General features: G+C 62.6%; 19 protein-coding genes. 6 read left to right on the top strand and 13 right to left on the bottom strand.

Annotated elements, in window-relative coordinates; all coding sequences use genetic code 11:
• Positions 1–152 precede the first annotated feature (152 nt).
• The 5 genes from EII23_RS04985 to EII23_RS04965 all read right to left on the bottom strand — a co-directional run bounded on the left by EII23_RS04985 (position 153) and on the right by EII23_RS04965 (position 7,441).
• On the bottom strand, positions 153–1,841 hold the full coding sequence (locus EII23_RS04985) for an L-lactate permease (protein ID WP_124792291.1): 1,689 nt from the start codon (positions 1,839–1,841) through the stop codon (positions 153–155).
• A gap of 67 nt (positions 1,842–1,908) precedes the next feature.
• Positions 1,909–4,062 (bottom strand): L-lactate dehydrogenase (quinone) large subunit LdhH, encoded by a 2,154-nt coding sequence (ldhH, locus tag EII23_RS04980; RefSeq protein WP_124792290.1) that lies wholly within the window; start codon positions 4,060–4,062, stop codon positions 1,909–1,911.
• 3 nt (positions 4,063–4,065) lie between these two features.
• The gene (locus EII23_RS04975; protein WP_124792289.1) at positions 4,066–4,692 is read right to left on the bottom strand and encodes a lactate utilization protein; all 627 of its coding nucleotides are present in this window, start codon (positions 4,690–4,692) and stop codon (positions 4,066–4,068) included.
• Positions 4,693–4,751: 59 nt separating this feature from the next.
• Entirely contained in the window at positions 4,752–6,047 is a 1,296-nt protein-coding gene (locus tag EII23_RS04970; protein WP_124792288.1) for a (Fe-S)-binding protein, read from the bottom strand.
• Between the two features lie 8 nt (positions 6,048–6,055).
• On the bottom strand, positions 6,056–7,441 hold the full coding sequence (locus EII23_RS04965) for an FAD-binding oxidoreductase (protein WP_124792287.1): 1,386 nt from the start codon (positions 7,439–7,441) through the stop codon (positions 6,056–6,058).
• Positions 7,442–7,787: 346 nt separating this feature from the next.
• Between EII23_RS04965 and EII23_RS04955 the strand changes: the two genes are divergently transcribed.
• The gene (locus EII23_RS04955; protein WP_124792285.1) at positions 7,788–8,675 is read left to right on the top strand and encodes an arginase family protein; all 888 of its coding nucleotides are present in this window, start codon (positions 7,788–7,790) and stop codon (positions 8,673–8,675) included.
• Between the two features lie 101 nt (positions 8,676–8,776).
• Here the strand turns inward: EII23_RS04955 and EII23_RS04950 are convergent, their stop codons facing one another.
• From EII23_RS04950 to EII23_RS04920, 7 genes are all read right to left on the bottom strand, one after another.
• Positions 8,777–9,349, bottom strand: a complete 573-nt coding sequence (locus EII23_RS04950; RefSeq protein WP_185702297.1) for a cytochrome b/b6 domain-containing protein — start codon at positions 9,347–9,349, stop codon at positions 8,777–8,779.
• Between the two features lie 39 nt (positions 9,350–9,388).
• Positions 9,389–10,603, bottom strand: coding sequence for a bifunctional 3,4-dihydroxy-2-butanone-4-phosphate synthase/GTP cyclohydrolase II (locus EII23_RS04945; protein ID WP_124792283.1), 1,215 nt, complete (start codon positions 10,601–10,603; stop codon positions 9,389–9,391).
• A gap of 75 nt (positions 10,604–10,678) precedes the next feature.
• Complete coding sequence (locus EII23_RS04940) at positions 10,679–11,410, bottom strand: hypothetical protein (RefSeq protein WP_124792282.1); 732 nt, start codon at positions 11,408–11,410, stop codon at positions 10,679–10,681.
• Complete coding sequence (locus EII23_RS04935) at positions 11,407–12,141, bottom strand: sulfite exporter TauE/SafE family protein (protein ID WP_124792281.1); 735 nt, start codon at positions 12,139–12,141, stop codon at positions 11,407–11,409. Before EII23_RS04935 ends, EII23_RS04940 begins: the two co-directional genes overlap by 4 nt.
• A 6-nt stretch (positions 12,142–12,147) precedes the next feature.
• Positions 12,148–13,161, bottom strand: coding sequence for a CobD/CbiB family cobalamin biosynthesis protein (locus EII23_RS04930; RefSeq protein ID WP_260424604.1), 1,014 nt, complete (start codon positions 13,159–13,161; stop codon positions 12,148–12,150).
• Between the two features lie 2 nt (positions 13,162–13,163).
• Entirely contained in the window at positions 13,164–13,640 is a 477-nt protein-coding gene (locus EII23_RS04925) for a tRNA (cytidine(34)-2'-O)-methyltransferase (protein ID WP_124792279.1), read from the bottom strand.
• Entirely contained in the window at positions 13,621–15,432 is a 1,812-nt protein-coding gene (locus tag EII23_RS04920; protein ID WP_124792278.1) for a hydantoinase/oxoprolinase family protein, read from the bottom strand. The genes EII23_RS04925 and EII23_RS04920 overlap by 20 nt, the downstream gene beginning before the upstream one ends.
• A 219-nt stretch (positions 15,433–15,651) precedes the next feature.
• On the opposite strand from EII23_RS04920, the gene EII23_RS04915 reads away from it, so the two are divergent.
• The 5 genes from EII23_RS04915 (at position 15,652) to EII23_RS13610 (ending at position 19,505) form a co-directional block, all read left to right on the top strand.
• The gene (locus tag EII23_RS04915; protein WP_124792277.1) at positions 15,652–16,575 is read left to right on the top strand and encodes a branched-chain amino acid transaminase; all 924 of its coding nucleotides are present in this window, start codon (positions 15,652–15,654) and stop codon (positions 16,573–16,575) included.
• A gap of 99 nt (positions 16,576–16,674) precedes the next feature.
• Positions 16,675–18,363 carry a DNA polymerase III subunit gamma/tau gene (dnaX, locus tag EII23_RS04910; protein WP_124792276.1) on the top strand — a complete coding sequence of 563 codons (1,689 nt, stop codon included), beginning with the start codon at positions 16,675–16,677 and terminating at the stop codon, positions 18,361–18,363.
• Positions 18,364–18,421: 58 nt separating this feature from the next.
• Positions 18,422–18,733, top strand: a complete 312-nt coding sequence (locus EII23_RS04905; RefSeq protein WP_124792275.1) for a YbaB/EbfC family nucleoid-associated protein — start codon at positions 18,422–18,424, stop codon at positions 18,731–18,733.
• 3 nt (positions 18,734–18,736) lie between these two features.
• The gene (recR, locus tag EII23_RS04900; RefSeq protein WP_124792274.1) at positions 18,737–19,348 is read left to right on the top strand and encodes a recombination mediator RecR; all 612 of its coding nucleotides are present in this window, start codon (positions 18,737–18,739) and stop codon (positions 19,346–19,348) included.
• Positions 19,338–19,505 carry a type II toxin-antitoxin system PemK/MazF family toxin gene (locus EII23_RS13610; protein ID WP_409360225.1) on the top strand — a complete coding sequence of 56 codons (168 nt, stop codon included), beginning with the start codon at positions 19,338–19,340 and terminating at the stop codon, positions 19,503–19,505. The genes recR and EII23_RS13610 overlap by 11 nt, the downstream gene beginning before the upstream one ends.
• 219 nt (positions 19,506–19,724) lie before the next feature.
• On the opposite strand, the gene EII23_RS04895 is transcribed toward EII23_RS13610, so the two are convergent.
• On the bottom strand, positions 19,725–21,209 hold the full coding sequence (locus tag EII23_RS04895; RefSeq protein WP_124792273.1) for a helix-turn-helix transcriptional regulator: 1,485 nt from the start codon (positions 21,207–21,209) through the stop codon (positions 19,725–19,727).
• Positions 21,210–21,239: the final 30 nt, after the last annotated feature.

Below are 21,239 nucleotides of genomic sequence, written 5' to 3'. Positions count from 1 at the left end.
AGCTCATGACGGGCCAACTATGCGTCCGGAACAGGGAGCATTTTCAGACCATTGCCGTTTTCCACAAGCCGCACAACGCGCCAATGGCAAAACCCCGCGAACGGGGTTTTGCCATTGGTTTCAGACAGAGCCTTGCGGCCGTCCTGATGTGTCTAGAACACGCCGGAGTTGAGCCCCACCAGCAGGAAGCAGATGAGGCCCGCTATGATGCCGTAGACCATGAAAGGCCAGAAGGTGCGCCGCAGCACTTCGCCCTCCCGTCCCGACAGGCCCACAACCGCGCAGGCCGCCACAATGTTATGCACGCAGACCATGTTGCCCATAGCGCCGCCCACGGCCTGAGCCGCCACGATGATCTGGCGGGGCAGGCCCAGGGTCTGGGCCATGTTCCACTGGAATTCCGCGAACATGAGGTCAGATACGGTGTTGGAACCGGTGATGAAGGCTCCGAGGCCGCCCACAAAAGCGGCCAGCATGGGCCAGATGGAACCGGCGGCAGCCGCAACGGCTTCGGCCAGGGCCAGCGGCATGGAGGGCAAGCCAGCTTCATTGGCGGCCGAGCCACGGAAGATGGACACCAGCGCCACGGCAAAAATAAGGGCAATGGTGGGGGACTTCATCTTGCGCAGGCTTTCGCCCCAGGCGCGGGAAACCCTGTCGCCGGGCATCTTGTGCAAGACAATTGTTGCGAGGGCGACAAGGATGAAAAAGGTCCCGGGCAGATACAGGTAGTCAATGCTGGCATTAACGCCCTTGAAGCCCAGAATGTCCGTGAAGGCCAGTTTGAAGCTGAGCAGCCAGCTCTTGAGGCCGATGGCGGGAATGCGCGAGATGACCAGCAGAATGCAGATGAGGACATAGGGCAGCCAAGCGCGGAACTGGCTCATGTTGGCATGGAATTCCGTCTTGGTGCTGGGCGGCACGCTGCCTGTCCAGGTGGCATCCCATTCATTGGCAGGAGCAAAGACCCACACGTCCTTGGGCACGCAAAAGCCCTTCTTGGTGCCCCACACCACCACGCCGAGGCCGATCAGGCCGCCCAGAAGCGCGGGGAATTCCGGCCCAAGCAGCCAAGCGCAGGCAAGGTAGGGAACAAGGAAGCACGTTCCCGCAAAAACGCAGTATTTCCACGCGGCAAAACCCACGCCCCAGGATTTTTCCTTGCCGAAAAAGCGGGTCATGAAACCCAGCATGAAAATGGTCAAAAGGATGGCCATGGGCGCGTGCATGAAGGTGGCCCACTGGCCCACCGCAGCGCAGAAACCGTCATAGCTGTTGAAAGGCAGGTCGGGATTGGCCGTTACGGCATCAGCCACCAGATTTTTGAGGAAGCCGAAGCCCACGATGACGGGCGTGCCCACCGCGCCGAAGGTCACCGGCACGGAGTTGAACACCAGGCAGACCACGGCAGCGGCCATGGCCGGAAAACCCAGCGCCAGCAAGAGGGGCGCGGCCAGTGCGGCGGGAGTGCCGAAACCGGCGGCACCTTCAATGAATGCCCCGAACATGAAGCCGATGATGATGGCCTGAAGGCGACGGTCACGGCTCACGTTCTGCATGCCGTACTGGATGGTTTCCATGCCTCCGCTCTCTTCCAGCGTATACAGGATGAGAATGGCGCCAAAAACAATGATCAGCACGCCGATGGCAATGACCACGCCCTGGAGGGACAAGGCCAGAAGATGCATGGGGGCCAGTTTCCAGCCAAAAAAGCCGATGCCAACGCAGAAGAGCCAGGCCAAAGGCATGGCCCTGGTAGCCGGCCAGCGCAATCCCACCATCAAAATGAGGGCTACAAGAATGGGAATGACGGCCAGAAGTGCCAGAAGACCAACGGACATAGACAACCTCCTTGATTGCATGCTTTGAAAGCGTGTCGCCGGGCTCCCGCAGCCCGGCGGCACACGGTCAGTTTTTCTTCAAATTGTCGGCCAGAAGCTCGGCAATATGGTCCACCTTGATCTTCAGGCCGTGTTTTTCCGCACCGCCGCGCAGCTGCATGACGCATCCGGGGCAGTCCACCACCAGCCGATCCGCACCGGTGGCCTTCATGTTGTTGATCTTCTTTTCCAGCAACTGGGCGGAAATTTCCGGGAACTTCACGGAATAGCTGCCGCCGAAACCGCAGCAGACCTCTTCTTCCTCGCAGGGCACATACTCGGCCGCTGCGGCCATGAGCGCACGCGGGGCGTCCTTGACCCCAAGCCCCCGGCACAGATGGCAGGAAGCATGGTAGGTCACCTTTTGGGACGAATGCGCAAAGTCCTCGGGCGAGAGCTTGAGCACGTCATGGGCAAAGGAACTGAAGTCAATGACCTTGTCGGCAAAAGCCTGGGCCTCCACCGTGGAGTAGTCCTTTTCCAGAATCTGGGGGTAGTGGTGCTTGAGATGCCCGGCGCAACTGGCGCACAGAGTGATGATGTAGTCGTAGTTGCCACCGCGGAAAGCCTTGATGTTCTGCTTGGCCACGTCCACGGACGTGGCGCGCTGGCCCATCATTTCCAAAGGCAGGCCGCAGCAGGACTGTTCCATGGGAAAGTCCACGGCGATGTTTTTGGCCGCCAGAATTTTCACGCAGGCTTCCAGTTCTTCCGGATAGATGAAGTCCTGGGCGCAGCCGCTGAAAAGGGCCACACGCATGACAGGATTCTGCACCTTGGGCATCAGGTTCGGCCAGAGATCCCGGAAGGACTTGTTGGCAATGGCCGGAAGAGCCTTGAAGTTGTGCTTGCCAAGGAACACGGCAGGCAGGTGGCGCTGAAACTGGCTGCCGCGGGTGAAGGGCTTTTGGGCGAAGCTTGCGAACTTGAGCAGCCGGTGGAACAGCTTGCGGTTCTTCATCACCGCCGAAAGCAGGTTGGCCTCAATGGGCGCGCCCTGCTCCGCATTCAGCCGCGCGCGCACCTCGCGGATGAGGCGCGGCAGCTCAATGCCGCCGGCGCAGACATTGGCGCACGATTCACAGCCCATGCAGTTCTGGCTCAGGATACGGGCGCGTTCCTTGCCGTGGAAGAAGTAGGTCAGGATCAGGCCGATAGCGCCAATATAGATATAGCCCATCTTGTGACCGCCCACCAGGCGGTACACGGGGCAGACGTTGGCGCAGGCCCCGCAGCGCACGCAACGGAAAATCTGGGAGAACAGGGGATCCTTGGCGATCTCCGTACGCCCGTTGTCCAGAAAGATCACGTGCAGAATCTTCTTGTTGTCGGGCGTGGCGGCACAGGGACCGGCCCCGCACATCCAGGTCACATAGGTGGTCAGGCGCTGGGCCGTGGCATTGCGCGGCAGCACCAGCAGGGCCGTAAGGGCGTCGTCCAGTTTGGCCACCAGCTTGTCCAGACCGGCAATGGCCACATGCACGCGCGGCAGCGTGGTGACCATGCGGGCGTTGCCCTCGTTGGTCACGGTGGAGATGGCACCGTTCTCGGCCACGGCGAAGTTGCAGCCGCTGATGCCCATGTCCGCAGCAATGAACTTGCGGCGCAGTTGCACCCGCGCCACCTTCACCAGGCGCTGTACATCGGTATCCTGCTTTTCGCCGGTGGCTTTTTCAAAGTCTTCGGCCACCTGATAGCGGGAAAGATGGATGGCGGGCATGACCATGTGCGACGGCCCTTCATGGCGCAACTGGATAATCCATTCGCCAAGGTCGGTTTCGTCCACAGTGATGCCTTGGGCCTCCAGGGCGGGGTTCAGTTCGATTTCTTCGGCGGTCATGGACTTGGACTTGACCACCCTTTTCACATTATTTTCCTGCGCAATGCGCGCAATGAGCGCATTGGCGTCAGCGGCGGTGGCGGCGCGGTGCACATGAATCCCGCGTTTTTCGGCCTCGGTCTTGAACTGGGCGTAGAGTTCTTCCAGGTGCTGGCAGGCGTAGTCCTTGGCATCGGCAACTTTCCGGATGATCTCGCGCTCGGGCACTTCCTTGAATACGGTTTCCCGGTTGGCACGATAGGCCACGGCAAAGGTGTCCAGTGTGCGGCGCAAAAATTCGTCGTTGAGGGCTTCGTTCAGCTCCTTGTGGTATCCCGAGGAGCTTTTCAGGGCGTCATGCATGCTTTAGTCCTCCAAAAGGATGATGTGCAGTTCCAGCGGGCCATGCACGCCCACGGCGGCCACACGCTCAATGTCTGCGGTACGGCTGGGGCCGGTCACCAGGGTGGTGTACGTTGCGGGCGCGGAGTTCATGCGCTCGCGCAACTGCTGGGCAATGGACGGCAGATCGGGAAAGATTGTGGACTTGCGCAGCAGGATAACGGAAATTTCCGAAATCATGCCCGCCAGCCGCACATCTTCATTGTCCGTATTGAGCAGGCAGGTGCCGCTGGCCGCAACGCCCAGTTCGGCCACGGAAAGGCCCACGTCAATGCCCGCAAGGTGCTTGTGCAGCCCTTCCCTGATACAGAGAAAGCCGCGTTCCTCGCACAGTCCGGCCAAAGCGGCAAAGTCCTCTGCTCCCAGTTGAGGGGCAGCCACAATGCGCTTGACGCGCGTGGGCACCTTGTTGGGGCCGAGGGGGCCTTTTTCCGCATCCGGCTCGTCGGCCAACAGTTCCGCCGGTTGCTTGGCGGCACAGACATCCGCCACATATTGCAGGGCGGCAGCCATGGTGGGCAGTTCCTGCACCACGGCGTTGACGATGGCGGCCTTGGCGGAAAAGGCTTCTACCAGTTCCTGATGGGTCATGGGGGTTCTCCTTGTTCAGAATGGAAGCGGGCGGCGTGCCGCCCGCTTCCGTAGTGTCGCTATTTCAGGCTGTCCGCGTATATTTCCACCGTATGCCGCACCTTGACCACATCGTTGTTGTGGGAAAGCACGTCCTCAAGCTGCATCATGCACGCGGGGCATCCTGCGGCCACCACCTTGGCCCCCGATGCCACCACATTATCGCGCTTGCGCTGCCCGATCTGGCGGGAATAGTTGTAGTGGAAAAGGTTGAAGGAACCGCCACAGCCGCAACACCGGTCAGCCTCGGCCATTTCCGTCAGACGGAAGGCCGGGTTTGCGGAAACCACCGACCGCGGCTGTTTTGTCAGCCCCAGAGATTTTTTGAGGTGGCAGGAATCGTGGTAGGTCACGGCAACAGCATTGTCCGCCGCCTGCTCCGCAGGCTGCACCTTGAGCACGTCCACAAGAAAGGCGTTGATGTCCATCGCCTTGGCGGAAATCTCCCTGAGCTTGTCGCGCAGAGTGGATTCCAGCCGGTTCGCATACTTGGGCCACAGTTCGTGGAGAGTGGCGGTGCAGGTGCCGCACGGGGTCAGGATGTAATCAAAATCGCCGTCTTTCAGGGCTTCCACATTGGCTTTCATCTGCCCCGCCATGCCCTGCACATCACCGGACGACAGGGCGGGAATGCCGCAGCAGGCCAGGTTGGCGGGCATGAATACGGCCACGTTGTGATGGCGCAGAACCTTGAGGCAGGCTTCGGCCATGCCGGTATACATCTTGTCGCCCAAGCATCCCGGGAAAAAGGCCACCTTGAGCCCGCCAGCACGGCGCGGCTCGTTGATGACACCGTGCGCGGCATGCAGGGGTTTTTTGGCCAGAGGACGGATATGCCTGTCGCCCAGCATGAACGAAAGCATGGGAGCGCAGACGGTTCCCTGCACATCGTCAGTCTTGCGGAACATCAGCCCCTGCACGGGAGCGCCCAGGCGCATGGCAAAATTGAACAGCCCCGGTTTGGCCAGCAGGGTACGGAAAATCATTTTCTTGACCGGATGCAGGCCAATGAATTCATAGACGATTTCACGAGCTTCCATGAAAATGTCCATGATCTTGACCCCAGGGGGGCAGGACGCCTGGCAGGAGCCGCACAACAGGCAGCGTCCCAGTTTGTCTGCCACGCCTTCGGGGCTTTTGAGCAGTTCGTGGGCCAGACCGTCGATCAAAGCCAATTTGCCGCGCGCAACGTCGGCCTCCATCCCGGAAGCGCCGAACATGGGGCACACGGCCTGGCACAGGCCGCATTTCATACAGGAGGTGATCCTGTCATCCAGCGCCATGAGGCGCTGGGCCAATTCATGCAACGTACTCATGGCAGCTCCTAGATTCCCACCAATTTGGAAGCATTGAGCAGGCCTTTGGGATCAAGGGCGCGCCGCAGGCGCTGCGAGAACAGAATGGTACCGCGCGAGGTTTCCTTTTCCATCCACTTGGCCTTGGCCGTGCCGATGCCGTGCTCGCCCGAAAGGGTGCCCTGAAGCTTGATGGCCACGTCGAACATTTCGTCAATGGCTTCTTCCACACGGGCAAATTCTTCGGCATCGCGCTTGTCGCACAAGAAGGTGGGGTGCAGATTGCCGTCCCCGGCGTGACCGAAGGTGCCCACCTCAAGACGGTACTTGGCGGCAATGTCGTTGACGGCCTTCATCATGGCCGGAATCTGCGAGCGCGGCACCGTGGCGTCTTCAAGCACAGTGGTGGGTCTGCAACGGGCAAGCACGGGCAGAGCCATGCGGCGGGCCTCCCACAGCTTGAACTTTTCGTCAGCGTCCTTGGGCACATGCACGGCGGTGGCGCGGTTTTCCTTGAGCACCTTTTCCACGGCCAGAGCGTCGTCGGCCACCTGGGCCGGATGCCCGTCCACCTCGATAAGCAGGATGGCGCCGGCATCGCGCGGCAGGCCCGCCTTGGTAAAGTCGTCCACGCGCACGATGGTATTGTTGTCAAGAAATTCCAGGGTACAGGGCACCACATGGGCGGCAATGATGCCCGCCACGGCTTCGGCGGCGTCCTGCACATTGGCAAACACGGCCATCAGGGCCTTGGAGGCCTTGGGCGGCGGCACAAGCTTGAATATGGCCTGGGAGATGACGCCCAGCGTGCCCTCGGACTGGGTGATCAGACCGGCCAGATTGTACCCGGTAACGCACTTGACCGTGCGCGAACCGGATTTGACAATCTCGCCCGTGGAATCGAAAAATTCGATGCCCATGAGATAGTCCTTGGTCACGCCATATTTGAGGCCGCGCAGGCCTCCGGCGTTTTCGGCAATGTTGCCGCCAAGGGTGGATACGGCCTGGGAGCCGGGATCCGGGGGGTAGAAAAGCTTTTTGCGGCTTACCGCGGCAGCGAAGTCCGCAGTGACCACACCGGGTTCCACTACCGCATAAAGGTCGTTGACGTTGATTTCAAGAATGCGGTTCAGCCCTGTGGTCAGAATGACCACGGTGTCACCCACATCGGGGATGGTGCCACCGGAAAGGTTGCTGCCCGCACCGCGCACGGTCATGGGAATGCCGTTGTCATACAGTTTCTTGACGCACAGCCCCAAGTGCTCGGTGCTGGTGGGCCGCAGGACAAAAGCGGGCATGACCGCGGGCAGGACAGCGGAATCGTAGGAATAGCTCATGCGGTCAGCTTCGGAGTCGAAGACATTTTCCGCGCCGAGCAACGCTTTGAAGTCATTGATAAAGGCCTGGTTCGCCATACAATACTCCTTGGAGGGTTCGGCGTGAAACTCAAAAAATCACGCAGTTTCTGCAATACCTGAAGGAAAGTGATTGATCATGCGATCAAAGCGTTCTGCAAGTGTGAGAGCTATACTCCAGCTTGGCAACTTTGCCTAGATCTTTGCACAAAAAAAATTTCGGCACCATGCCGTCGCATATGAAGGTTCATGAAAATCCGGGATTGCAATGTCGTGCGCCTGCCGACGACAGCCTTGACAAGCCGGAAGGCTCAAGGCATTGCGTGCCAAGAAGCAATGGACTTTCAGGTCTCGCCCCGGCGATTCCGGATCCGGACGAAAACCTTGTTCCCGGCAAGGAGCAGTCATGAATCAGCAGTACATGGGGAAAACACTGCGCCTGCTGTACCCCCAGTGGCAGGGCGGCTATGATGAATCGGAGTTTCCCGGACAGATATATCCCTTGGGCGCGCGGCTGCTGGCTTGGCTGGCTCCGGCAAGTGAGGCCCCTCTGGTCGAGGTGCCGGTGGAAAAATGGGCAGGAGGCAACGCGCCCAAAGAAGGCGGCGTTTTTTACCGTCAGGAAATCCTGCGTCAGATGCGGGCAGCCCGGAGTATTATTGATGCTCACACCCCGGAGCGCATCATCACCTTCGGCGGGGACTGCCTCATCAGTCAGGCGCCATTTGCCTATCTCAACGAGCGGTATGGGGGCAAAATGGGTGTGCTCTGGATTGACGCGCACCCGGACGTGACCACTCCCGATGACTTTGATCACGCCCATGCCATGGTGCTGGGCAACCTTCTCGGCAGAGGCGAACCGCTCATGGCCGCCGAGGTTCGTCTGCCCCTCAAGCCGGAGCAGGTGGCGCTGGTTGGAGTCAACAATGTGTTGCCTCATGAGCAAAATACCATAGACCGCCTCGGACTCACCGTCATGCCGGGCAGGGATGTCATGCACGACAGTACGGTGGTCACGGCGTGGATGCGTGAGCGGGAGCTTGAGTGCGTTGCCGTCCACCTTGACCTTGATGTGCTTGATCCCTCCCTTTTCCGCTCCCTTCTATTTGCAAATCCCGCGGTGGAAAAGCATATCGAGGCCGAACGTGGAAAAAACAGGATACAGGAAATCGGACGCCTTCTTGCGGATGTCGCGGCGCAGGCCCATGTGGTCGGAATGAGCTTTGCGGAGCATATGCCTTGGGATGCCCTCAACCTGCAAAAAATGCTGTCCGCCCTGCCCTTCATGCGGTAAACGCGGCGGGCATCCCACAGGCCCCTGCCTGGGGCGCAAACTCCCGCCAGCAAGGGCACAGAGGCGCTTTCCCGCATCGCCAGCGGCAGGGCCGCAGCAGCCTATGCCCCGCCCTTGGCACGGGCTCGCTGTTTGGCGGTGTTTTTTTGCCAAGCGGCAAAGTGCGTCAGGGCCATGCCGCCGTGTCCGGCAAGAAAAGCCAGCATCAGCCAGGCAAAGACACTGTGCGCGGTCAGGGCTTCCGGCGTCACGTCGCCGCTCTCCCAACCGAGATACAGCCAAAATCCGGTTGCCAGCGACATGACCAGCGCGCCCAGGCCCAGGCCCTGGACTGTCGTGGCCAGCCCGCGAGGGCGCGGGGCAATATGGATATTGCCGCCCCGGATGGCCGCAAAATCTTTGCCCAGCTGGGCAAAATCGCCGAACATATAAGGAAAGTAGTTTCCGGGGCCGCGCTTCCACAGCCCGCAGACAGCCAAGGAAAAACCTGCGGCACAGGCCGCAAGGCCCAGTTGCATGTGCGCGTCGCTACAGCCCCAAAAAAATGTCAGAAACTGCGCGATAACCAGAATGACCGTTGCCGCGTGCAGCGCACGCAGCAACGGCGGCTGAAAAAAACCCAGAAAACGCCACAACAGGGCCGGCTGCGCCAGCAGGAATTTCAGCAGGTTCATGGTTTGCCCTCTCCTGCCCACGCGCATGCACCGCCCTTATTACCGGTGGCAGGAGCAGGACAGCATGTGGGCCATTTTTTCTTTCTTGGTTTTCAGATATGCCTCGTTTTCCGGGCAGGCCGCCATTTCTATGGGCACTCTTTCCACAATTTCGATGCCGTATCCCGAAAGACCCACAATTTTTTTGGGATTGTTGGTCAAAAGGCGTATCTTGCGGATGCCCAAGTCCACCAGCATCTGCGCTCCTGTGCCGTAGTCGCGCAGGTCGGCGGGAAAACCCAGCTTGCGGTTGGCTTCCACCGTGTCGTAACCTTGGTCCTGAAGGGCATAGGCGCGGATCTTGTTGGCCAGCCCGATGCCCCGCCCTTCCTGCCGCATGTAGAGCAGTGCCCCGCGCCCTTCTTTTTCGATCTGGCGCAAGGCCGAACCCAACTGGCCGCCGCAGTCGCACCGTAACGACCCCAGAGCATCGCCGGTGAGGCACTCGCTGTGTATGCGCGCCAGAACAGGCTCTGCACCGGAGAGGTCACCCTTGACCAGAGCCAGATGGGTTCCGCTTTCTGTCTCGCTTTCATAGGCGATGACCGTAAAATCGCCGAAACGGGTGGGCAGATGGGCCTGCGCCGTGCGCCGTACGGAGACCTGCCCCCTTTCCAGACGGTAGCGTATGATGTCCTTGACTGCCGCGATCTTCAGGCCGTGCTCCGCGGCAAAAACCTCCAGATCGGGCATGCGGGCCATGCTGCCGTCTTCCCGCATGATTTCGCAAATGACCGATGCGGGCTTGAGCCCGGCCAGACGGGAAAGATCCACCCCTCCCTCGGTCTGCCCGGCGCGGCTGAGCACGCCACCGGGCCGGGCGCGCAGGGGAAAAACATGCCCTGGCGTCACCAGATCGTCGGGCCGCGCGTTGTCGGCCACGGCCGCCTTGATGGTCGTGGCGCGGTCAGCGGCGGAGATGCCCGTGGTCACACCTTCGCGCGCCTCAATGGACAGGGTGAAGTTCGTGCCAAAGCGGGACCCGTTGCGCTGGGTCATGAGAGGCAGTTCCAGACGGTCAACAAGCTCCGGCCCCATGGGCAGGCAGATCAGCCCCCGGCCGTACCTGGCCATGAAGTTGATGGCCTCCGGAGTGACGTGCTCGGCGGCCATGGTCAGATCGCCTTCATTTTCCCGGCCTTCATCATCCACCAGAATGATCATCCGGCCCTGCCGGATTTCGGCGACGGCCTCTTCAACACTGCACAGGGGCATGGCTTTTCCTTTTTTCCGGGGGTTACGCTCCGCAACAGGCGGCAACAACTCTACCCGGCAAGGGTAGAACTGCTGTCAGCTTCTGTCAACGGGATGCAGCCCCACTTCCGCCAGCAGGGCAGACAGGGGTCTGCCCAACAGAAAGGGCAGCAGAGCGGTCGGGATACCCGCGCGTTCCGTGCAAAGCTCGCGAAACGCCGCATCCGTGCGCACGGCCAAAACCAGACGCTTCACGGCATCCGCGTGCGCAATACCGTCCAGCGGGGGCCGCCCCTCCCCGTCTCCGCCCGGCGGGGCAAAGCCCAGGGCAGCCGCCAATTCCAGCGCGGGCCGCACGGGATTTTGCTCCTCGTGGGCCATGACAACCTCCTGCCAGAGGGCAATTTCCGCACTGGGCGGCAGCCTTCGGGAAAGCGCGTCCAGGGCTGCGGATCGGGACAGAGGTTTGTCTTCCGCCAGCAATTTTTCCAGAGAAGCCGTGTCCTGACAGAAAAGGGCCGCACATTGCGCCGGACGCCGCAGGTACGCGGCGCATTCCGCGCTGCCTTCCCGCATGCGGAGGTACTGGCAACGCCAGGGATGCGTGCCGCCACCGGCGCCGGTCAGCTTGAGGCGTTCCTCTGTCTGCTGGTACAGGGCGCGGCGCACATCGTCGCGCACCCACTCGCCCGGACGCAGGCAGACCAGAGCCTGGGGAAGCAGGCTCCCCTCCTCCAGCAAAACGGCATCGCGCCGCATGAGCACAGGCCCGCCCCGCAGGCAGCATTGCCCGCACCGATTGCATGTCGCCTGCGCGAAAAGCTTCACATTCCCCCCGCCTGACGGAACAGCAAAAAAACTCCCAGCCCGCAGCACAGGACGCCGATGGCCCGGCGCAGAACAAGTGCGGACACACGCCGGGCCAGAACAACACCACCCGCGAAACCCGCCAGTTCAAGACCACAGAGCACTGCCAGCAGCGAAAAGTCCACGTGCCCGTCAGCACAGTTTCCCACCGTGCCGAAAAAAGCCGTGACCACCTGATAGGGCATGGAAAGGGCCACCGCGCTTATGGGCTGCACACCGGAAACCACCATCCAGGGGATGGACAGCACAGGCCCGCCCGCTCCGGTCATGCCCGCCAGAATTCCCGTCACGCCCCCGATCAGGAAAAAACCCGTGCGGCTCCGCCAAAAAACACTGCCCCCCGCCCGCGGCGGACGCAGGGCACAGGCACCGGCAAAAATGATCAGACAGGCCAGCAAAACCACCAGAGGGCCAGCCTGCACGCGGGCCGCCAGCAGGGAGCCGGGCAAGGCTGCCAGCCCGCCCAGCAGAAAGGGCAGTGCCTTCCTCCATTCCATATGGCCCGACCGGCAATACATCACGGTTCCCAAAAGCCCCAGAGGCAAAAAGGAGGCCAGGGCCGTGCCCATGGCCGTGTGCGCCTCCATGCCGCTCATCAGGATCAGCGCGGGCGGCACAAGAATGCCCCCCACACCGGTCATTCCCACCAGCAGCCCTACCACGAGGAATGTGCAGTACATCAGTCCTGTCATGGCTCTCTACCCCAAAAGCAGCAAAAACGCGCAGCCCGCCAGCCAGAGGCACAGTCCGCCGCAAACGGCAGCATAGCGCAGAAGAGCGCACAGTGCCAGCAGGCGCGCCCTGTCCCAGGACGCTGCAGCGCCTTCCTCCGGCCCCAGCCAGGGCTTGGCGGCGAGTACGCCGAAATAGACCGAAGGCCCGGCCATGCGCGCGCCGCACAGCCATGCGGCAGCGGTCATGGGCCAGCCGGAATTGGGGCTGGGCATGCCGCGGGCCTGACGCGCCAAAGTTTGCAGCCCCGGCCATATCCCCTGCCACGGGCGGCGCCCCGCAGCGAGCGTGTGGGCCAGCCACAGCGACAGCGCGGCCAGACGGGCCGGAATCCAGGCCAGAATATCGTCAGCGCGCGCTCCGGCCCAGCCCAGCCAGCGCCAGCGGGGCGTTGTGTAGCCCCACATGGAATCAGCGGTGCTCACGGCCTTGTAGCACCACAAGCCCACAGGGCCGCCGACCAGCAGCCAGAAAAAGGGCGCGACAAAGGCATCGGTGAGGTTTTCCGACAGCGTGTCGGCCAGGGTTTTGCGCATGAGGGGGCGATCCATGTCTGCGGTTTCACGGCTGACAAGGCGGGAAAGAGCCTCCCGCGCCCCGGAGAGGGGCGCGCACTCCACCTGCTCAAGCGTTTCCCGCCCCGCGCGCAGCAGGCTGCCCATTGCCAGCCCGGCCCAGGACAAATATATGGCCAGGACTGCTCCCAGCACGGGCAGCGCCACCAGCAGGCGGACGACCAAACCACAGCCCAGAACCAGCACGGCAAGCGCCACGGCCCCCGCCAGCCTGCCCCGCAGGCATCCGGACGCTTCGCTCCCCGCACATTTGCGGGCCGGTCCTTCCATCTTTTCCAGCGCCGCGCCCACAAGGCAGACAGGATGCCGCCAGGGCAGGGCCGGATCTCCCAGCCAGAGGTCCAGTACCAGAGCCAGCGGGCCGAGCCACCAACAGTCCCAGAAAGAAAAAGGAAAAAGCGTCACGCTCACTCCCACCCCGGATCGTCCAGCAGGCCGCAGCCCGCCAGGGCCGCGTAGAGCACAATGCCCGCGGCAGTGGACAGGTTGAGGCTGCGCACCCTCCCCGCGCGCATGGGAATGCGGACACAGTGGGGCGAACGGACAAGGATGTCCGGCCCGAGGCCGCGTGTTTCCGGCCCGAAAACCAAGCAGTCATGGCGCATGAAGGTGAAGTGCTGCAAGGGCACGGCGGAACCGTCCCTGGCCGTGGTACAGACCAGACGCCCGCCTTGCAGGCCGCGCTCCGCAAAAGCCTCCCAGTCGGGCCAGACGTGCAGATCCACATTGGGCCAGTAGTCCAGCCCGGCACGCTTGAGGTAACGGTTGTCCAGCCTGAAGCCCAGAGGCTCCACAAGATGCAGCGCAGTGCCCGTGGCAGCGCAGAGCCGCGCGATATTGCCGGTATTGGGCGGGATTTCGGGCTCAAAAAGCACGATCTGCATGATGCCCGCCGTCAGCGGCCTGAAAAGAAGGCAGAACATGGGCCGCAATGCCGGGGACGGTCTGGCAGGCCACGCGGATATCCCTGCTGCCCCTGTCCCCGGCATCCAGCGTGGCAAAAACCTCCGTGCCCACAACCTCCACCCGCGCACCGCACACTCCGGCGTCAGCCAGCTTCTGCTCCAACAGTTCGCAGGCCCGGCGGCGAGCGGAATCCGGAGAAAAATCCCTGCCGATGGGCTCTGTCAGCCCCAGCGCCGGAACATGCAGAATGCGGCGTCCGGTGTCTGCATAGGCTTCCAGAGAGGCCGAGGGCAGAGTCAGGGCCGCGCCCACGGCGTTGGCCACATGGGCCTGGGCCGGAATTTCCACCGGCAGCCCCAGAGCGCGCGCCATATCCTTTGCCACACAGGCCGCCGGGCCGCCCACCAGCCAGGCGCGCTCCGGTCTGGCCTCACGCGCGGCCTTGAGCGCAGCCAGCGTATAGACGGGGCGGGCATTGACCTGATCCACCAGACTGCGGACAGCGGCAGCCACCTGTTCCAGCGCGTTGTCCACAGCCCTGCGTGCCAGCATCTCCGCCCGCAGGCCGCATACCTGGGCCAGAGCGGCCAGTCCACGCTCCGAGGCTGCAACATCGCCTGCGGTGTCCCCGCCGACCTGCTGGTTGCAGAGGTTGAAGGCGTCCAGCAGGGTTGGGCGCTTTCCGCCAAAAGCCAGGGCGCAGTCCATTCTTTCCGGCCCCACGCGCACCGCGCCCGCCCCGTGCGCGTGCAGTTGTGAATCTCCGCCCACGCCAACCGAAACAGAGGCCAGAGCCCGTACCAGCGTCCGCCGCCCCTGCAGGCGCATGCCGTCACGGTCCACCACCGGAGAACCGTCCAGAAGCAGGGCCACGTCCGTGGTGGTGCCCCCCATGTCCAGCAGGAGGGAGCAGCCTTCGGCCATCTCCCCGCGCGCGCCGCACAGGGCCAGAACGCCCATGACGCTGGCTGCGGGGCCGGAAAGAATGGACTGCGCGGGCTCACCACGGGCAAGCCGGAGGGGCGCGGAACCACCGTCTGCCTTGAGCAGAAAAACCGGCGCGCTGATGCCCGCATCTTCCAGCGCCGCCCTGACCGCATCCAGAAACGCGTTGTGCATGCGCGCTACAGCTGCGCCGAAAAAGGCCGTGGCCACCCTGCGGGGAAAATTGAGTCCGCCCGAAAGCGTATGCCCCATGCTCACCGGCAAATCTGCATCAGCCCGGCGCACGGCCCCGGCCATTCCCTGCTCGTGTACCGGGTTGCGGGGCGAAAACTTGCCCACGCAGGCCACTGCCGCCACCCCGTTTTTGCGCCATTTTTCGAGGTGCACGGGAATCTCTGCCAAGCACAGGGGGTTGACTTCTTCCCCACGGTGGTCAAGGCCGCCGGGCACAAGGCAAACATCCTCTCCAAGCGCGGCGCGGAGTGGATCCAGCCCCGGCCCGCCGGAGAGAAGCAGCCCTACCCTGTCCGCACGGTTCTGGACCAGAGCGTTGACCGCCAGAGTCGCGCCCAGCGTCACACGACGTATGCGGGCAAAGATGCTGTCCGCATCCAGCCCCTTTTCCCGGAGGGAAGACGCCAGCCTTTGCAGGGCCTCGCGCACCGAGACAGGCAGATTTTCATGCCGGGTGCGCACCTTGCAGGCCGCCGCCAAGCTGGCGGCAGCAGGCGAGGCAGAGTTTTTGCCGCTTTGGTCCAGAGCCAGCAGCACCGCATCGGTGTGCGTGCCGCCCATATCCATGCCGAGCACATATTCCCTGTCCATCCGCACCTCTCCCGCCCGAAACTTTTGCCGGAGCATACGGCAGAGTCCGCCGCAGGGCCAGTGCTTTTGCACTGCTTTTCCCGGCAGTGCTCCCGGCTGCCCGCAGTTGCGGGCCTCCCTCCCGGCGCAAAAACTTGCACTGCAAAAAACTTTCCGCTATATGGATACATTCGCGCGATTACCCCGCGACATCCCTCGGCGGCCATTGGAGGATCAGCCATGCAGACAACGGAATTCATCTGGTTTGACGGAAAAATGCTCCCCTGGGCAGACGCCAGGGTGCATGTGCTCACCCATGCCCTGCACTACGGCAGCGCGGTTTTTGAGGGCATCCGCGCCTATGCCTGCGCCGATGGCTCCTCTGCGGTATTCCGCCTGCACGATCACTGCCAGCGCCTGATCAATTCCGGAAAAATCCTGCGCATGCAGATTCCGTATACCGCGGAACAACTGGTGGACGCCTGTGTGGAAACCCTGTGCGCCAACAAGCTGGCAGAAGGCTACATCCGCCCGCTCTCCTTTGTGGGCCAAGGAGAAATGGGGGTTTACCCCGGCAACAATCCCGTGCAGACCATTGTGGCTGTCTGGCCCTGGGGGGCGTATCTGGGAGCCGAAGCGCTGGAAAAGGGCATCCGCGTCAAGACCAGCAGCTTCCTCCGCAGCCATGTGAACAGCAGCATGTCCAAGGCCAAGGCCTCCGCCAACTATATCAATTCCATCCTGGCCAAGGTGGAGGCCAAGGAAGACGGCTATGACGAAGCCGTCATGCTGGACACCAACGGCTTTGTTTCCGAAGCCACGGGCGAAAACATCTTCATGCTGCGGGGCGGCGTTCTCAAGACCACGCCCCTTGCCTCGCCCATACTGGACGGCCTGACGCGCGCCTCGGTCATTGCCCTGGCCCGCGACTTGGGCTACACGGTGGAAGAACAGATCTTCACCCGTGACGAACTCTATCTCGCCGACGAGGCCTTCTTTACCGGCACTGCTGCGGAAATCACCCCCATCCGCGAAATGGACCGCCGCCAGATCGGCAAGGGGGAGGCCGGCCCGGTGACCAAACATTTGCAACAGGAATTTTTCCGGATTGTCAGGGGCGAAAACCCCAAATATGCGGGCTGGCTGCATACCTACCGCGTCTGACGAAAACGATCTGCTGACCTTCGCGGATGCGCCCTCCCGCCGCACGGCGGGAAGGCGCACAAACCGGGCCGCTGTCCTGCGGCGCGTGACCAAGCAGTCATGAAACATCACTCCCTTGCCGCACGCTACCGCCCCCAGAGCTTTGCCGAAGTCGCCGGACAGGACCTGGTCAGGAGCATCCTGTCCCGCACGGCCGCCGAGGGCAGGCCGGCCCCCGCCTACCTGCTGAGCGGAACCCGCGGCGTGGGCAAAACGACCATTGCCCGCATCTTTGCCAAGGCGCTCAACTGCGAGCGGGCCCCGGCTCCGGAGCCGTGCAACCAGTGCGCCCAGTGCCGCAAAATCACCCAGGGCAACCATGTGGACGTGACGGAAATCGACGGCGCGTCCAACACCGGCGTGGACGATGTGCGCGCCCTGCGCGAAACCATCGGCTTTGCGCCCATGGAGGGCAAGTACAAGATATTTATTGTGGACGAAGCCCACATGCTCAGCCGCAATGCCTTCAACGCCCTGCTCAAGACGCTGGAAGAACCCCCGCAGGGGGTGGTTTTTCTTTTCGCCACCACGGAGTTGCACCGCTTCCCCGCAACCATCCTCAGCCGCTGCCAGCAATTTGTCTTCCGCCATCTGGGCGAAGACGCCCTGATGGCCCACATGGCCAAGGTGCTGCGCGCGGAAAACCTGCCCTTTGAGGATGCCGCCCTGCGCCTGCTGGCCCGCCGTGCCGCGGGCAGTGTGCGAGACGGCCTGTCCCTGCTGGACCAGACCCTGGCGCTGGGCAGCGCAAGCCTGACGGCCGATGCGACGCGTCAGGTGCTGGGGCTGGCCGGACAGGACCTGTTTGCGGAATTTTTTCATGCCCTGCACACGGAGGACTGCGCCGCCATTGCCCGCCTGTGCCGCCGCCTCTTGGCCCAGAGCATTGATATCGGCTTTTTTGTGCGCGAACTGATCACCACCCTGCGCACGCTTTTTCTGCTGGCGCAAAGCGGCCCGGCCATTCTCCCCCATCTGTCCCTGACAGAAGACGAGGCGGCCCTGTGGCAGAGCATGGCCCCCCGTTTTTCCGCCGCCCACCTGCACGCCGCATGGCAAATGGCTCTCGACGCCCAGCACGGCGTTGTGCACAGTCTGGAGCCGGCCGCGGCTCTGGAACTGCTGCTGCTCAACATGGCCCTGTTGCCCCGCCTGCTGCCTGTGGGGCATATTGCCCCCGCATCTCCGCCGCAGGCGCACGGTTCGCCCATACCGACTCCGGCCACACCGCTCGCTCCGGCGGCTTCGCCCACCACCGGAGCGCCCGCATCCCGCCGCAGCGTCCCCGCTCCGCCCAAAGCGCCCCCCGCGGAGCCCCCCCACGAGCATGCCGTCCACAGTCCGGAAGCTGGCGCAAAACCGACCCCCCCCACTTTGAGCACACCCGGCACAGCCGTGCGGGACTGGACGGCTTTTTGCGACTTTTGCGAGGAACGGCTGCAAAACGGACAGAGCGACCTTCTGCACGTCAGACAGTTGCGGAAAACTCCCGTGGAGTGGACAGAGGAAGAACTGCGGCTCATGCCCGCAGACGGTTTTGCGTTTGAACAGATGGAGCGCCAGCGGGGAGGCATTTTGAGCGCGCTGAACACTTATGGCGCGGGGGTTTTGCGCCTGACCATCGTGCAGCCGCCGCCACGCCGGACGCAAAGCCAGATGATGGAAGAGCTTGACCGCAGGCCGGAACTGGAGATGTTCCGGGAGGTCCTCGGCGGCAGGCTCATGGACTGCAAGCCCGCACAGGGGTGAAAACAGCAAACAACAGGATCGGCGCGGCGCAGTGCGCAGGCCAATCCGGGGAGAAAACATGCGCAACATGAACGACATCCTGCGCCAGGCGCAGGTCATGCAGAACAAGATCGCCAAACTCCAGCAGGAAATGGGCGAACAATCCTTTGAAGCCAGCAGCGGCGGCGGCATGGTCAAGGCCACGGTCTCCGGCAGGCAGGAACTGCGTGCCCTGCACATTGACCCCAAAGCCCTGGAAGGCGGGGATGTGGAAATGCTGCAAGACCTGATTCTGGCTGCGGTCAACGAGGCCGGGCGCATTGCCCGCGAGAGCATGGAACGCGAAATGAGCAATCTTTCTGGCGGCATCCGGCTGCCGGGCATTCTGTAATCCATGCGCCAGCCCATCCCCGAACCCCTCACAGCCCTGGTGGAGCAGTTGTCGCGCCTGCCGGGGCTTGGCCCCAAATCGGCCATGCGCGTGGCCATGACTCTGCTCAAGTGGCCAGAATCCGAAGCGCGCCGCTTGGGCCGGAGCATTCACGACCTGCGCGATGCCCTGCACATCTGCTCGCGCTGCGGCGGCCTGGCCTGCGCCGACCCCTGCGCCGTCTGCGCCGATGCCGGGCGCTCCAGAGACATGCTCTGCCTTGTGGCGGAATGGGACAGCATGCTGGCGCTGGACGAGGGCGGTTTTTATCACGGTCAGTACATGATTCTGGGCGGCCTGCTGGCCCCCCTGGACAGATCGGACGCCGACAGTCTGGATACGGAACGCCTGCTCGACAGGCTGGCCGAAGGGGAGGTGCGGGAGCTGGTTCTGGCTCTGGGCGCAACCCTGGAGGCGGAAAACACTGCCTCCTTCATCCGGCGCATGGTGCATGACCGCTTCCCGCATATCCACATTTCCCGCTTAGCCCAGGGCATCCCTCTGGGAGCCGAAATCAAGTACATGGACAAGGAAACCCTGCGTCAGTCCCTGCAATACCGCCAGGATATGGCCTGACCCGGTATTCCTTCGCAAGAAGCTTGCCGTTGGAGAAACCGACTGCCATCAGCCCCGTGCGCTGGACGTGCGGGCACGATCCGGCAGGCGACTGGAAAAAGTGCCCCCTGCTGTCATGGCGGACGTGCTTGCCAGACTGGCGACCATTTTTCGTTGAAAATTTCGGCGCCGTGCCCCAATTTTCAAAACAGAAAAACCCGCGGCGGCCACGGAGCAGTCCGCGGCTTCGGAAGAGATCAGCCAGCACATTGCCGAAGTTACCGCCCTCAGCACAGACATTGCCACAGCCATGGATCAGGCTGCGGAACTGGTCAGCGGGCTCGTGGACCAGATCGCCGCGGTGACAAGCATTCTTGACGATCTCGACAAGCAGGGTTCATGATTCCGTGCCCTGGCCGCCCGCATGAAAGGCGAGCCAGGGCAATTCGTGACGGCTGCTGATGCCCAGCCGCCGCAAGATATTGCGGATATGGGTTTTCAGCGTGTGGGGAGAAATGTTCAGGCTGGCGCAGATATCGGCATCCTGCCGTTTCTGGGCCAGCATGGCCGCAATGAGGGCCTGCTGGCGCGTCAGCCCCATCTGCCGGAAAAACCGTTCACACTCTTCCAGGTTTGAGGCTTTGGGCGGCAAGGGATTTTCCTCCTGCATGCACTGCTCCTGCGGCATTTTTTCGGCCAAAGAGGAGGGAAAAATGGGCAGGAGCCATGCAGGGCGCGCCTGCCCGTGCGGGAAAAGCGCCCAAAAGCCCATCCGCTCCAGCAGGAAAACATAGGCCCAACTGGAAAGCACAATGGCAACAGCCAGCAGGGCAAAAAGAGAATTGACCGTGGTGCCGTGGGAAAAGCTGGCACGGATGCCGGACAGGGCAAATGTGCCTGACAGCAGGCTGAAAAGCAGTATGGCTCCCCCCAGGCCAACGAACCGGATGCCCTCTCCGGGGCTGTGGGCGGCAAGCCGGGAGGCGGCATAAAAGAGCGTGGTGCAGGTGTACACGCTCAACAGGGCATAGGCAAAGTGCAGACTGTCCAGCGAAAGCGCCGGAGATTCGCGGTGCAGCAGCGGCCAGGCCATATAGCCCATCACCAGAAGTGGCCCCATGAGCAAGACAGTACGCCAGACCGAACCGCGCCGCGCCAGGGAGAGGCAGAGCAGGGAAAGCAGGCAGCTTGCCGCCGCGATAAGCAGCAGATAGGGCTTGGGCCGGGGCAGCAGAGGCTCCATGACCGCCAGCAGGCTGTAGTAAAGGCCGTGGCTGAAGCCGGTCAGGGCATACACAAGGCAAAGCAGGCCCGAACCGGGAGGCTCGCTTGCCTTCCCCGCAGAAAGAGCGTCTTCATCCTGCAGGGCGGGCATGACCGGCGGCTCCAGCAGCAGCCGGGCCGCCAGGGCAAAAACCACAGGCAACAGGGCAAGGCTTTCCGGTTGCAAGGCCAGTATCCCGTGAATCAGGGCATGGCCGGCAAGAATGCTTCCGCCAGCCGTAACCAGAAGCCCTGACCGGGAAAAAGACGCCGCAGACAAGCTCAAGATCACAAAGCCGACGGCAAAACCAAAACCGCCCAGAACGCTGACAACTGCCTCCCCCACGGTATGAGAGAAGAAGTCCAGGCTCAGCAGCACCGGGCCGCACAGCGCAATACAGCCCGCGCTCCAGAGGCGGGCCAGCGTTTCTCCGGCACACAGCCGCTCCCGGCAAAGCCCCAGCAAAAACAGAAAAACACCGGCACAGGGCAATACGGCAAACAAACGCCCGAACTCATCATTGAAAAGAAAAGGCTCCGGGTCTCCGTAGCTGCGAAGCACCAGCCAGAACCAGGCGCTCAAGCAGCCCGTCCCCAGAATGCAGCGCAACTCTTTCAAGGCCCGCCCCAGGCGGGATTGCGTTTGTAC

The sequence above is a fragment of the Desulfovibrio sp. OH1186_COT-070 genome (assembly GCF_003860215.1).
Classification (GTDB): domain Bacteria; phylum Desulfobacterota; class Desulfovibrionia; order Desulfovibrionales; family Desulfovibrionaceae; genus Desulfovibrio.
The sequence above is the reverse complement of the archived record's forward strand: the minus strand, read 5'-3'. Positions and strand labels throughout refer to the sequence as shown.